Below are 12,738 nucleotides of genomic sequence, written 5' to 3' on the forward strand. Positions count from 1 at the left end.
GTGGTAGTGGTTGGTTTCAACCTGGTGTGTGGAGGGTCAGTGCGCCTCGGCCCAGTTCTGGCCCTGGCCTGCGTCTACGGTCAGTTTCACGTCCAGATGCACTACCGGGTCGTTGGCGTTTTCCATGACTTCGCGGGCGACGCCGATCAGGTCGTCCACTGCGCCGTCCTCTACTTCGAACAGGAGTTCGTCGTGGACCTGGAGCAGCATGGCGGCGGGGATGTCCTTGATCGCGGCGGGCATGCGGATCATGGCGCGGCGGATGACGTCGGCGGCGGTGCCCTGAATGGGCGCGTTGATCGCGGCGCGGGCGGCAAAGCCTGCACGGGGGCCTTTGGACGCAATCTCGGGCGTGTGGATCTTGCGGCCGAACAGGGTCTGGACGTAGCCGTGTTCCTTTGCGAACGCCTTGGTGTCGTCCATGTAGGTGCGGATGCCGGGGAAGCGTTCGAAGTAGCGGTCGATAAAGCCCTGCGCCTCGGCCCGCGGGATGCGCAGGTTGCGGGCGAGGCCAAAGCCCGAGATGCCATAGATGACGCCAAAGTTGATCGCCTTGGCCTGGCGGCGGACCTCGGGCGTCATTTCGTCCAGCGGGACGTCGAACATTTCGGACGCCGTCAGCGCGTGGATGTCGATGCCGTCGTCAAAGGCCTGTTTCAGTTCCGGGATTTGCGCGATGTGGGCGAGGATGCGCAATTCGATCTGGGAATAGTCGAGGGCCACGAGGGTTTTGCCCGGCTCGGCCACAAAGGCCTCGCGGATGCGGCGGCCTTCTTCAGTGCGGATCGGGATATTTTGCAGGTTCGGATCGGTGGAGGCGAGCCGCCCGGTGGACGCGCCCGCGATGGAGTAGGACGTGTGCACGCGGCCCGTGTCGGGGTTGATGTGGTCCTGTAGCGCGTCGGTGTAGGTGGATTTGAGTTTCGACAGTTGCCGCCAGTCGAGCACGCGACCGGGCAGTTCGTGTTCGGTGGCGAGGTCTTCGAGCACGTCGGCGCCGGTGGCATAGGCGCCTGTCTTGCCCTTTTTGCCGCCTTCGATGCCCATTTCGTCGAAAAGGATTTCGCCGAGTTGCTTCGGCGAGCCCACGTTGAATTTGCGGCCTGCCAATTCGTAAATCTCATCCTCCAGCCCCGCCATTTTCTGGGCGAAGGCGTTGGACATGCGCGACAGGGTATCGCGGTCGACCTTGATGCCGGATCGTTCCATGGCGGCCAGTGTGTGGACCATGGGCCGTTCGAGGGTTTCGTAGACCTTTGTCACCTGCACGCGGTGCAATTGCGGTTTGAACAGTTGCCAGAGGCGCAGGGTGATGTCGGCGTCCTCGGCGGCGTAGGTCACCGCGTCCTCTATGGGCACCTGATCGAAGGTTTTCGCCGATTTGCCTGACCCCAGCAGCGGTTTGATCGGGATTGGCGTGTGGCCCAGATAGCGGTCGGACAGGGTGTCCATGCCGTGATTGTGCAGCCCGCCGTGCATCGCGTAGCTCATCAGCATGGTGTCGTCGATCGGGGCCACGGTGATGCCGATCTGGGCAAAGATCTTGGCGTCGTATTTCATGTTCTGGCCGATCTTGAGGATGCTGTCATCCTCGAGCACGGGTTTGAGCATCTCGAGCGCCTGTTCGAGCGGCATCTGCCCCGGTGCCAGGTCGTCGGAGCCAAAGAGGTCATCGCCGCCCTGTTTGTGGGTCAGCGGGATGTAGCAGGCGTGGCCCGCATTCACCGCCAGCGAGATGCCAACCAGACTGGCCGTCATGTCATTGAGGCCAGTGGTTTCGGTGTCGACGGCGACGTAGCCGCGTTCATAGATCAGGTCGATCCAGGTTTGCAGCGCATCGGCGGTCTGGACGTGTTCGTAGGTGCTGTTCTCGAAACTTGGCGCTTCGGGGGCGTCGGCGGGCGCGGGGGCCGCGTCCTTGATTTCGGGCGTGTCGACGCCGAGCTTGTCGGCGATGCGTTTGGTGAGGGTGCGGAACTCCATCTCGGCCAGGAACGGCATGAGCTGTTCTGGGATCGGGTCGCGCACCTCGAGGTCATCGAGGGTGAAGTCGAGCGGCGTGTTTTCGTCGAGGCGGACGAGGTCGCGGCTGAGGCGGATCTGGTCGGCGTGGTCGATCAGTGTCTGGCGGCGCTTGGGCTGCTTGATCTCGCCCGCGCGTTCGAGCAGTGCGTCGAGGTCGCCGTATTCGTTAATCAGCAGGGCCGCCGTCTTGATCCCGATACCCGGCGCGCCGGGCACGTTGTCGACGCTGTCGCCGGCCAGCGCCTGCACGTCCACCACGCGATCAGGATAGACGCCGAATTTCTCGAACACGCCGTCGCGGTCGATGGTCTTGTTCTTCATCGCGTCGAGCATTTCGACGCCGTCGCCCACCAGCTGCATCAGGTCCTTGTCGGAGCTGATGATGGTGCAGCGCCCACCGGCGGCGCGGGCCTGTACGGCGAGGGTGGCGATGATGTCGTCGGCCTCGTATCCCTCTTTTTCCTTGCAGGCGATGTTGAACGCCTCGGTCGCCGCCCGTGTCAGGGGGATCTGCGGGCGCAGGTCCTCGGGCATGGCATCGCGGTTGGCCTTGTATTGGTCGTACATGTCGTTGCGGAACGTGTGGCTGCCCTTGTCAAAGATCACCGCCACATGGGTCGGCGCGTCGGGGCCGTGGTTCCCTTCGACATAGCGCTGGAGCATGTTGCAAAAGCCGGACACAGCGCCGATGGGCAAGCCGTCGGACTTGCGCGTCAGCGGCGGCAGGGCGTGGTATGCGCGAAAGATAAATGCCGACCCGTCGATCAGATGCAGGTGATGCCCCTTGCCAAACGCCATGTGAAAAACCCCCTGTACCCGCTGTGTCGGGATGATGTGCCACGAATCCCCAAGGGGGGAAAGCACAAGCATTTGTTAAACTGATTTTGGCACAACAGCGCCATGAACATGCAATCGCGATTGAGTGACGTCACCGACGTTTTGGGCCAGCAAGCCGGTGCCACTGGCATTACCGCCTGTATTGAATTGCTGCGCGCGGTAGAGATGATCCGATCGCATTGCGCGCGCGTGGGCCTGTATTGCGCCGCTGGTATGCTGTTCGAAGGCGAAGAGGATCACGACGCCTGCGTCGCCGGTGTCGATCGTGCGCTGCCGGGGGCGTGGTCCGGCGTGCGGCTGTTGCAGGGTGCCGGCAACGACCTGGGGATCGATCCGCAGGCATTGGCGTGGTTGCACAGTGTTGTGGCCGACATGCCCGACAGCGTGGCCCAGATGGAGCGGTTCGTGACCGTGATCGATGGGCTGGCGCGCAAAAACGCCGAAGGGACCTGTACCCCCGCGGATCTACGGGCAATGACACAGATTGCGGCGGGGGATTTCAATCTGCACTTTGCCCGCCTCGTCAATCGTCTGAGCGCGGACCTGCAAGACGCCCGTGCGACCCGGCGCAGCGCGGTCCAGAAAACTGGCGATGACACCCGGCAGGCCCTGCGCGAGATCAGCGAGATTTCCCAAAACGTCGGGCTGATTGCGATCAATGCATCGATCGAGGCGGCGCATGTTGGGGAACAGGGCCGTGGATTTGCCATCATCGCCGCAGAGATCCGTGAGCTGTCTGAAAAAATCGAGCTGGCGAATGCACAGGTTCAGACGCAGGTCGATGCCATGATCCGCAAGATGATCGACGACTAGGCCGCGCGCCAGAGCGCAGGTTATTTCATGTGTCGGTGATGGCCCTGGTCAACCGGTTGGGTTGTCAGTCTGCCGGGCCGCCCTTGAGCACGTATTTGCAATCGCAATAGGGGCATTCGACCCAGCCGGAGTCCTCGGGGATCTGGAGCCAGACACGCGGATGACCCAGCGCGCCTTCGCCGCCGTCACAGGCCACGCGGGTGCTGTCGACTGTTTTGGTTTCCGGCGCATCTATGGTCATGGCGGCGATCCTTGGCTGTGGCGCAATGCAGGCGCGTTTATGGGCCAAGGGCTGCGGTCAGACAAGGGCCTAGTCGTCCCGATCCACGCGCAATTGATAGCAATTGTTGCGTGCCGACCGCACGTGGATATAGGCGACATCGGGTCGGGCGAATATCTGTTCAAGTTGCGCTGTGATGTGCGGCGTCGGTGTGACGGCGCCGGTGCCATAAACGATCCTGTCGTCTGAGGAGTAGCCCTTGATCAGGTAATCCGGCGAGGTGCCGAGGATCTCGGGCAGGTCGGTGCCGCCACCGCGTGTGCAGTCGCTGGCGCACAGGAATATCGGCCCGACTTCGGCATAGGGGTGTGTGCCGTCAAAGGGTTTGTGCGCGAGGATCAGCATCCCGGCGCCTTTGGGGATGTCGCGCAGGCAGTGACGGCAGGGATTGCCGCCGCCGTCGGACACGGCCTGTTCCGGCGGGTTGCCAAATGCGTCGGGTCCACCCGCGCGCAAGGCGTGAACGGTATCGGTGGGCAGGGCGGTAAATGTGGGCATGGGTTTCTCCTTTGAGGGGACTTTGCCCTGTGGCGGGCATGTCCGGCGACCCGGATGATGCGCAACCGTGCCCAAAGGGTCTGGGGTTGTGCAAAATCTGGCCGTTCAAATGAGAACAAAAAGTGAATATAATGGGTGCCTGCCATCACCGAATCTGCGTGTCCCATGTTCACCGAACTGTCGATCACATCGAATTTTACCTTTCTGACGGGGGCGTCGCACCCTGAGGACTATGTGAACAGGGCCGCGCTTTTGGGCATGGAGGCGCTGGCGATTGCGGATGACAATTCTGTTGCGGGGATTGTGCGGGCGCACACGCAGGCCCGCGTCATCGCCCGCGCGGTCAAGGAACGGGCCGCGTTCGACGCGCTTCATGGTCTGATTGGGCCGCCACGCCCTGATCATATTTCTGCCCCGCCGCGTGCATCGGTGACTGTGACACCGCGGCTGATCCCCGCTGCGCGTCTGGTGTTTACGGATGCGCCGCCGATCACGGTGCTGCCGGAAAACCGCGCGGGCTGGCGCAGCCTGTGCCGCATCCTCTCGGCGGGGCGGTTGCGGGCGGACAAGGGCCACTGCGATATCCAGCTGCGCGACCTTGAGGCGTTTTCCGACGGGCTTCACCTGCTCCTCTGGCCACATGCGCAAACGGTGCAGGGCGGCGCGGGCGATTGGGTGCAAACGGCGGGACGGCTGACGCGCCGCTTTGCGGGAAACATCCATGTGCTGATGGTGCCGCACTATGATGGCCGTGACACCGCGCGCTTTGACCGGATCACCGACCAGGCGCAGCGCCTTGGCTTGCCCACGCTGGCCTCGGCCGGGCCGCGGATGCACCACGGTTCGCGCCGCAAGCTGGCCGATGTGGTCACCGCCATCCGCATGAAATGCCGGGTCGACGCGCTGGGCCGTGCCGCGCTGAGCAATGGCGAGGGGCGGCTGCGCGGAGAGGCCGAGATGCTGCGCCTGTTTGCCGGGCACGAGGCGGCGGTGCACCGGGCGGGCGCGCTGGCTCAACGTCTGACGTTCTCTCTGGACCAGCTGCGCTATGAATACCCATCCGAGATCACCGACAACGAGACCCCCGGCCAACGGCTTGAGCGGTTGGCCTATGCCGGGCTCAAATGGCGCTATCCCTCCGGCGCGCCCGAAAAGGCGCAGACGCTGCTACGCCACGAACTCACCCTGATCGCCAAGCTGAAATACGAGCCCTATTTCCTGACCGTCCGCGACATCGTCCATTTCGCGCGCAGCCGGGGCATCCTGTGTCAGGGGCGCGGGTCGGCGGCCAATTCGGTGGTGTGCTACTGCCTCGGCGTCACGTCCGTTTCGCCCGAGATGGGCACCATGGTGTTCGAGCGTTTCGTGTCCGAGGCGCGGGACGAACCGCCCGACATCGACGTGGATTTCGAACATGAACGCCGTGAGGAAGTGATCCAGCACATCTATCAGACCTATGGCCGCCACCGCGCGGGCCTGTGTGCGACCGTGGTGCATTACCGGGGCAAGCGTGCGATCCGCGAGGTGGGCCGCGCCATGGGCCTGACCGAAGACACGATTTCGGCCCTCAGTTCGCAACTCTGGGGTTTCTTTTCCACCAAGGGGCTGGAGGCCGAGCGCATGGCTGAGATCGGCCTCGATTTCCGCGACCGCCGCCTGCGCCAAACCATCGAACTGGTGCATGAGATCAACGGCTTTCCCCGACACCTCAGCCAACATGTGGGCGGGTTCATCATCACCGAGGGGCGTCTGGACGAGTTGGTGCCCATCGAAAACGCCACGATGGAGGACCGCACCGTCATCTGCTGGGACAAGGACGACATCGACAGTCTGGGCATCCTCAAGGTCGATGTGCTGTCCCTTGGGATGCTGACTTGTATCCGCAAGGCGTTTGACCTGCTGCGGATGCACCACCAGCAGGACTATACCCTCGCCACCCTGCCGCCCGAGGACCCGCGCGTGTACGATATGCTGTGCGCCGCCGACAGTATCGGGGTGTTTCAGGTGGAAAGCCGGGCGCAGATGAATTTCCTGCCCCGGATGCGGCCGCGCAACTTTTATGATCTGGTGATCGAGGTCGCCATCATCCGCCCCGGCCCCATTCAGGGCGATATGGTCCACCCCTATATCCGCCGCCGGAACGGAGAGGAGGAGGTGAGCTTTCCCTCGGACGAGTTGGGTCAGGTGCTGGGCAAGACGCTGGGCGTGCCGCTGTTTCAGGAACAGGCGATGCAGATCGCCATTGTGGGCGCTGGGTTCACGCCGGACCAAGCGGACCGGCTGCGCAGGTCGCTGGCCACGTTCAAAAAGCATGGCAGCGTCAGCGAATTTCGCGCGCTGTTCCTCAGGGGGATGCGCAGGAACGGGTATGCGGATGATTTTGCCGAGCGGTGTTTCAGCCAGATCGAGGGCTTTGGCAGCTATGGATTTCCCGAAAGCCACGCGGCGAGCTTTGCGCTGCTGGTCTATGCGTCAAGCTGGATCAAGTGTCACTATCCGGGCATCTTTGCCTGTGCGCTGCTCAATTCGCAGCCCATGGGGTTTTACGCCCCCGCCCAGATCGTGCGGGATGCGCGTGAACATGGGGTCGAGGTGCGGCCCATCTGTGTGAACGCGAGCTTTTGGGACAATGCGATGGAACCCGATGGGCGGGGCGGTCTGGCCCTGCGGCTGGGGTTCCGGCAGATCAAGGGGTTGAGCGAGGAGGACGCCAGTTGGCTGACCGCCGCGCGGGGCAACGGGTATCAATCCGTGCAGGACATCTGGCGACGCGCGGGTCTGGCCCCTGGCATCATCGTGCGGCTGGCAGAGGCGGATGCCTTTGCCAGCGCGGGCATCACCCGCCGCGAAGCGCTCTGGGAGGCCAAGGCGATTGCGCCCGGTCCCGTGCTGCCCCTGTTTGCGACCGATCTGGATGGTGAGGTCGTGGATGAGCCCACCGCGTTGTTGCCCGAGATGACCCTGGGCGAGCAGGTGGTGGAGGATTACGTGTCGACCCGCCTGACGTTGCGGGCGCATCCCGTGGGCCTGTTGCGTCACATCCTGACCCCCGGCGCCGCCCCGGTCGAGGTCATGCCCACATCGGAACAGGCCCCCGACCTGTCCAAGATCAGTTTCACCCGCGGCAACCCCGATTGAGAGGCGCAGACCATGACCACACTTGCCAATTACAAGGCCAGATCGGGGCGGTTCGTCCCGGTCTGGACGCTGGAGATCCAGACCCTGCCCGAGGACACCGATCGCATTCTGGATGCGGTGATGGCGGTGCATCCGCTGGGCTACGGCCGCTATCAGCGCAATGCCAGCATTTCCGCCGTGGGGTGCGAAACGACACAGCCAGAGGCCGGGTCGACCACCACCACCCATGTGCCGGGGTTCGCGGCGGGCAGCACCGAGACCTATCCCATGGTGGAGCTGAAGATTTCGGTCGAGCGGGACGTGGATGTGCTGGGCCGGGTGATGGACGCCATTCTGGCGGTGCACCACTATGAGGAACCGGTGATTTTCCTGCGCGAGGATTGGGCGAGCCGCGCGGCCTATGATCCGAACCGCGACAACCCGCATCGGTGGTGGAACAATGGGCGCGGTCTGCCGGACCGGATCGCGTGATCAGCCCGGTGGGTCGAACCGCTGTTGCAGGGTAAAGGCGTCAGGCCCCGGCCCGTCCCTGCGCAGCATCTGCATTTTGTCCCACGCCGCCTCGAGCGACACGCGGGTGCCGCGCGGGGCCCACCACATCACCATGGTCGGCCCCTCGGACCTGTCGACCCAGTCGCGCAGCGTCTTCATCCCGTCGCGGTGCAGCGGTTCGCGGTAGGTAAAGCGGTGCATCGCCGCCAGATCGCGCCAGCCCGCCATGGTGAGAATGTGGATGTTGTCCTCGGTCCGGTCGGATCTGTGGCCGATGATCCCGTTTGTGTCGGTATAGCTGCCATCGGGCATCCGCGCGCCGTGGTTGTGCCACAGCAGGTCGTCATCGGCGCGGGCCTGCGCAAAGACCAGCGGCAGCTGGGCAAAGAAGTACTGTGCATTCGGGTGGTCGATGCTGAACGCACCCACGGGGCGGACGACGTTCAGGTGCACCAGCATGTGTTCGCTCATTCCGTGACCCCTTTTGCTGCGGATCAGAGTAAACCGTTGCGCGCATGGGGCAAGGCTGCTTCCCATGGTGGCGGCTGCGGGTTAGAACGCAGGACCACTGCGCATTCCAAAGGTATTCGTTCCATGTCACCTCCGCCCAAACCCGTTGTTCTGTGTATCCTTGACGGCTGGGGTTTGCGCGAAGAGAGCGAAGGCAACGCGCCTGCACTGGCGCGGACGCCCAATGTGGACCGGATCATGGAGACGTGCCCGAACGCCACCCTGATCACCCATGGGCCGGATGTGGGTCTGCCGCGCGGGCAGATGGGCAATTCCGAGGTGGGGCATACGAATATTGGCGCGGGCCGCGTGGTGGCGATGGATCTGGGACAGATTGATCTGGCCATCGAGGACGGCAGTTTCTTTCACAACGCGCAGTTGGTTGCATGGATTGCAGCGATCAAAGAGGCTGGGGGCCGCGCGCATCTGATGGGTGTGGTGTCGGATGGTGGGGTGCATGGCCACATCAGCCACATGATCGCAGCGGCCAAGGCCTGTGTGGATGCGGGCCTGGAGGTGTTGATCCATGCCGTGACGGACGGGCGGGACGTGGCGCCGAAATCGGCGCTGGGATATCTTGAGACGCTGAATGCCGCGCTGCCTGTGGGCGCGCGGATCGTGACGCTGACGGGGCGGTATTTCGCGCTGGACCGGGACAACCGGTGGGACCGGGTGGAAACGGCGTTTCGCGCCATGGTGCAGGCGGACGGGCCGGTGGCGGAAACGGCCAAGGCCGCCGTCGACGCCGCCTATGCCGCGGACAAGACGGACGAGTTCATCCCGGCCACGGTCATGGACGGCTATAAGGGGGCCAAGGATGGCGACGGGGTGTTCTGTCTGAACTTCCGGGCCGACCGCGCGCGCGAGATCATGGCGGCGCTGGGCGATCCGGGCTTTGACGGGTTTGAAGCTGGCAAGCGGCCCGATTGGGCGGGGGTCATGGGCATGGCCGACTATTCGGAGGCGCACAAAGCCTACATGACCACCGTGTACCCCAAACCCGAGATCGTGAACACGTTGGGGGCCTGGGTGGCACAGGCCGGGTTGCGGCAGTTCCGGCTGGCCGAGACTGAGAAGTACCCGCATGTGACATTCTTTCTGAACGGTGGCGAGGAAACGCCCGAGGCGGGCGAGGACCGCGCCATGCCCAAATCGCCGAGCGTGGCCACCTATGACCTGCAACCCGAGATGTCGTCGGTCGAGGTCACGGACCGGTTTATCGCGGCGATCGAGGATGGCTATGACCTGATCGTGGTGAATTATGCGAACCCGGATATGGTGGGCCATACCGGCGATCTGGACGCCGCGATTGCCGCCTGCGAGGCGGTGGATACGGGCCTTGGCCGGGTGCTGCCCGCGCTGGAGGCGGCGGGGGGTGCCATGATCCTGACGGCGGATCACGGCAATTGCGAAGTGATGATCGACCCCGACACCGGCGCGCCCCACACCGCGCATACGACGAACCTTGTCCCCGTCGCGCTGATCGGCGCGGGGGGTGAGATCAACAGCGGGCGCTTGGCTGATCTGGCGCCCACAGTGTTGCAGTTGATGGGTTTGGACCAACCCGAAGAGATGACAGGGCAGAGCCTGATTGCATGAGGTATCTCGCGGCCCTTGCCCTTTTCTGCCTGTGGACGCTGCAAGCCACAGCCCAAGAGGATGCAGGCGCGCTGGCACGTGATGCGGGCGCTCAGTTGGGTGCGGCGGCGATCCAGTTGCAAGAGGCCGACAGCGCGCGGGACAGGGTGCGCGCACTGACCAGAACGGTGCAGGCCTATGAGGCCGGGCTGTCCGCGATGCGCGCCGGGTTGCGCCGTGCGGCGATCCGCGAGGCGCAGTTGCGGGGGCAATTGTCGGCGCGCGATGCCGAGATTGCGCAACTGCTGGCCGTGCTTCAGACCATTGCGCCGGGTCAGACGCCCACGGCGTTCCTGCACCCTGATGGGCCAAACGGGACGGCACGTGCGGGCATGTTGCTGGCCGAATTGACCCCGGCCCTGAACCAGCGGGCGGACCGGTTGCGCCGTGATCTGGCCGACGTCGAGACACTGCGCCAGCTTCAGGAACAGGCCGCACAGCAGTTGCAGACCGGACTGGCCGAGGTGCAGACCGCACGGTCAGCCCTGAACCAGGCCATGGCGGAACGCACGGACCTGCCCCGGCGGTTCACCGAGGACCCGGTGCGCACCGCGATCCTGATTGCATCGTCCGAAACGCTGGATGCCTTTTCCAGCGGTCTGTCCAGCATCACATCTGACGACGTCGGGTGGGCACCGCCAAGCCTGGATGAACAGATTGGTGCCCTGCCCATGCCCGCCCGTGGTCTGATCCTGCGTCAGGCGGGTGAGCCGGACGCAGCGGGCATCACCCGTCCCGGCATCCTGCTGGCGACGCGCCCCGGTGCGCTTGTCACCGCGCCCACGGCGGCGACGTTGCGTTATGTGGGGCCGCTGCTCGATTTCGGCACCGTCACGATTCTGGAGCCGCGACCCGGGACGCTGTTTGTGCTGGCGGGCATGGGCGTGACCTATGGACAGGCGGGTCAGATCATCGCTGCGGGCACGCCTTTGGGCCTGATGGGTGGGCTGCCGGGTCAAAGTAACGAGAGCGCCCTTTCAACAGGTGGTGAAGGGGGTGGCGCTGGGGCTTCGGAAACGCTCTATATAGAAGTAAGACAGGATAACGTGCCATTGGACCCGCTTACGTGGTTCAGCACCGAACAGGATGGATAGACAGAAATGAAAAAATTCGTCATGGCCGCGGTTGGCGGTACCGTTGCGGGTGTCATTGCGACCACCCAGATTGCGGGGCCGCTGCTGGCACAGGAAAGCGCCAACAACGCGAGCGTCTACGAGCAGCTTGATCTGTTTGGCGATATCTTTGAGCGGATCCGCAACCAGTACGTCGAAGAAGTCGAGGCCGGAGAGCTGATTGAGGCAGCCATCGACGGGATGCTGACATCGCTTGACCCGCATTCCAGCTATTTGTCGCCTGACGACGCGGCAGCGATGCAGGTGCAGACGCGCGGCGAATTTGGCGGTCTGGGTATCGAGGTCACGCAGGAAGAAGGCTTTATCAAAGTGGTGTCGCCGATCGACAGCACACCTGCCGCAGAGGCGGGGATCGAGGCGGGCGACTTCATCACCCATGTGGATGGCGAGTCGATGCTGGGATACACGCTGGATGCGGCGGTTGAGCGGATGCGCGGGCCGGTTGGGTCCGAGATCATCATCACCGTGGTGCGCGAAGGCGAGACGGAGCCCTTCGATGTGTCGATCATCCGTGACACCATTGAATTGCAGGCCGTGCGCAGCCGCAGCGAAGGTGAGACGGTTGTGTTGCGGGTGACGACATTCAACGACAAGACCACGCCCAACCTTGTGTCCAAGCTGGAAGAAGAGGTGGAGAAGCTGGGCGGCATGGACAATGTCGACGGCTTTGTTCTTGATCTGCGCAACAACCCCGGCGGTTTGCTGACACAGGCGATCCGGGTGTCGGATGCGTTCCTGGAAGAGGGCGAGATCGTGTCCACCCGTGGCCGCAATCCCGAAGACGGCGACCGGTTCAACGCGAAGCCCGGCGATCTGGCGCAGGGCAAACCGATTGTCGTTTTGATCAACGGTGGGTCTGCCTCGGCCTCAGAGATTGTGGCGGGTGCGTTGCAGGACCATCGCCGCGCCATCGTTGTGGGCACCAAGAGTTTCGGCAAGGGGTCGGTCCAGACGGTCATGCCGCTGCGCGGTGAGGGGGCTATGCGCCTGACCACTGCGCGGTATTACACGCCGTCGGGTCGGTCGATCCAGGCGCTGGGCGTGAGCCCGGACATCGTGGTGGAACAGCCGCGTCGCCGTCCTGATGCCGAAGAGGACGAGCCTGCAAGCGCCGTGGGCCAGCGGTCCGAAGCGGATCTGCGCGGCAGCCTGAACAACGACTCGCTGAGCGAAGACGAAATCCGTCAGATCGAGGAAGACCGTGCCAAGGCCGAAGCCGCAGCCGAGCTGCGCGAAGAGGATTACCAGTTGGCCTATGCCATCGACATCCTCAAGGGTCTGAACGCGCTGGGTCCAACCGAGTAAGCATCTAAGGTAGCGGTGCGCCGTGAAGGCGCACCCTAAGAGTTTCAAGGCCAGCCGTCGCGAGACGCG

Annotated in this window: 10 protein-coding genes; 6 read left to right on the forward strand and 4 right to left on the reverse strand. The window is 63.9% G+C overall.

The window, feature by feature from the left end; all coding sequences use genetic code 11:
* Positions 1-36: 36 nt before the first annotated feature.
* Entirely contained in the window at positions 37-2,823 is a 2,787-nt protein-coding gene (polA, locus tag Q0936_RS16990; RefSeq protein ID WP_299378286.1) for a DNA polymerase I, read from the reverse strand.
* A 108-nt stretch (positions 2,824-2,931) separates the two neighbouring features.
* Between polA and Q0936_RS16995 the strand changes: the two genes are divergently transcribed.
* A complete protein-coding gene (locus tag Q0936_RS16995; protein WP_299293824.1) occupies positions 2,932-3,675 on the forward strand; it encodes a methyl-accepting chemotaxis protein in 744 nt (247 codons plus the stop codon).
* A 64-nt stretch (positions 3,676-3,739) separates the two neighbouring features.
* Here the strand turns inward: Q0936_RS16995 and Q0936_RS17000 are convergent, their stop codons facing one another.
* The gene (locus Q0936_RS17000) at positions 3,740-3,916 is read right to left on the reverse strand and encodes a zinc-finger domain-containing protein (RefSeq protein ID WP_299146089.1); all 177 of its coding nucleotides are present in this window, start codon (positions 3,914-3,916) and stop codon (positions 3,740-3,742) included.
* A 69-nt stretch (positions 3,917-3,985) separates the two neighbouring features.
* Positions 3,986-4,453 carry a DUF1203 domain-containing protein gene (locus tag Q0936_RS17005; RefSeq protein WP_299293827.1) on the reverse strand — a complete coding sequence of 156 codons (468 nt, stop codon included), beginning with the start codon at positions 4,451-4,453 and terminating at the stop codon, positions 3,986-3,988.
* A gap of 165 nt (positions 4,454-4,618) precedes the next feature.
* On the opposite strand from Q0936_RS17005, the gene Q0936_RS17010 reads away from it, so the two are divergent.
* Positions 4,619-7,591 (forward strand): error-prone DNA polymerase, encoded by a 2,973-nt coding sequence (locus Q0936_RS17010; RefSeq protein ID WP_299293830.1) that lies wholly within the window; start codon positions 4,619-4,621, stop codon positions 7,589-7,591.
* 12 nt (positions 7,592-7,603) lie between these two features.
* Positions 7,604-8,062, forward strand: a complete 459-nt coding sequence (locus Q0936_RS17015; RefSeq protein ID WP_299293832.1) for a hypothetical protein — start codon at positions 7,604-7,606, stop codon at positions 8,060-8,062.
* On the opposite strand, the gene Q0936_RS17020 is transcribed toward Q0936_RS17015, so the two are convergent.
* Positions 8,063-8,554, reverse strand: coding sequence for a DUF3291 domain-containing protein (locus Q0936_RS17020; protein ID WP_299293835.1), 492 nt, complete (start codon positions 8,552-8,554; stop codon positions 8,063-8,065).
* 123 nt (positions 8,555-8,677) lie between these two features.
* Here Q0936_RS17020 and gpmI point away from each other — a divergent pair, with 123 nt between their 5' ends.
* The 3 genes from gpmI to Q0936_RS17035 are packed head-to-tail and all read left to right on the forward strand — an operon-like array spanning position 8,678 to position 12,669.
* Positions 8,678-10,192 (forward strand): 2,3-bisphosphoglycerate-independent phosphoglycerate mutase, encoded by a 1,515-nt coding sequence (gene gpmI / locus Q0936_RS17025; RefSeq protein ID WP_299293838.1) that lies wholly within the window; start codon positions 8,678-8,680, stop codon positions 10,190-10,192.
* Entirely contained in the window at positions 10,189-11,325 is a 1,137-nt protein-coding gene (locus Q0936_RS17030; RefSeq protein WP_299293841.1) for a peptidase M23, read from the forward strand. Before gpmI ends, Q0936_RS17030 begins: the two co-directional genes overlap by 4 nt.
* Positions 11,326-11,331: 6 nt before the next feature.
* Complete coding sequence (locus Q0936_RS17035) at positions 11,332-12,669, forward strand: S41 family peptidase (RefSeq protein WP_299146082.1); 1,338 nt, start codon at positions 11,332-11,334, stop codon at positions 12,667-12,669.
* The last annotated feature ends 69 nt before the right edge of the window (positions 12,670-12,738 follow it).

Source organism: uncultured Tateyamaria sp. (assembly GCF_947488715.1).
Classification (GTDB): domain Bacteria; phylum Pseudomonadota; class Alphaproteobacteria; order Rhodobacterales; family Rhodobacteraceae; genus Tateyamaria.

Coding starts and splice junctions, on each gene's coding strand:
- polA (WP_299378286.1), bottom strand. CDS start 2,823: ATGGCGTTTGGCAAGGGGCATCACCTGCATCTGATCGACGGGTCGGCA.
- Q0936_RS16995 (WP_299293824.1), top strand. CDS start 2,932: ATGCAATCGCGATTGAGTGACGTCACCGACGTTTTGGGCCAGCAAGCC.
- Q0936_RS17000 (WP_299146089.1), bottom strand. CDS start 3,916: ATGACCATAGATGCGCCGGAAACCAAAACAGTCGACAGCACCCGCGTG.
- Q0936_RS17005 (WP_299293827.1), bottom strand. CDS start 4,453: ATGCCCACATTTACCGCCCTGCCCACCGATACCGTTCACGCCTTGCGC.
- Q0936_RS17010 (WP_299293830.1), top strand. CDS start 4,619: ATGTTCACCGAACTGTCGATCACATCGAATTTTACCTTTCTGACGGGG.
- Q0936_RS17015 (WP_299293832.1), top strand. CDS start 7,604: ATGACCACACTTGCCAATTACAAGGCCAGATCGGGGCGGTTCGTCCCG.
- Q0936_RS17020 (WP_299293835.1), bottom strand. CDS start 8,554: ATGAGCGAACACATGCTGGTGCACCTGAACGTCGTCCGCCCCGTGGGT.
- gpmI (WP_299293838.1), top strand. CDS start 8,678: ATGTCACCTCCGCCCAAACCCGTTGTTCTGTGTATCCTTGACGGCTGG.
- Q0936_RS17030 (WP_299293841.1), top strand. CDS start 10,189: ATGAGGTATCTCGCGGCCCTTGCCCTTTTCTGCCTGTGGACGCTGCAA.
- Q0936_RS17035 (WP_299146082.1), top strand. CDS start 11,332: ATGAAAAAATTCGTCATGGCCGCGGTTGGCGGTACCGTTGCGGGTGTC.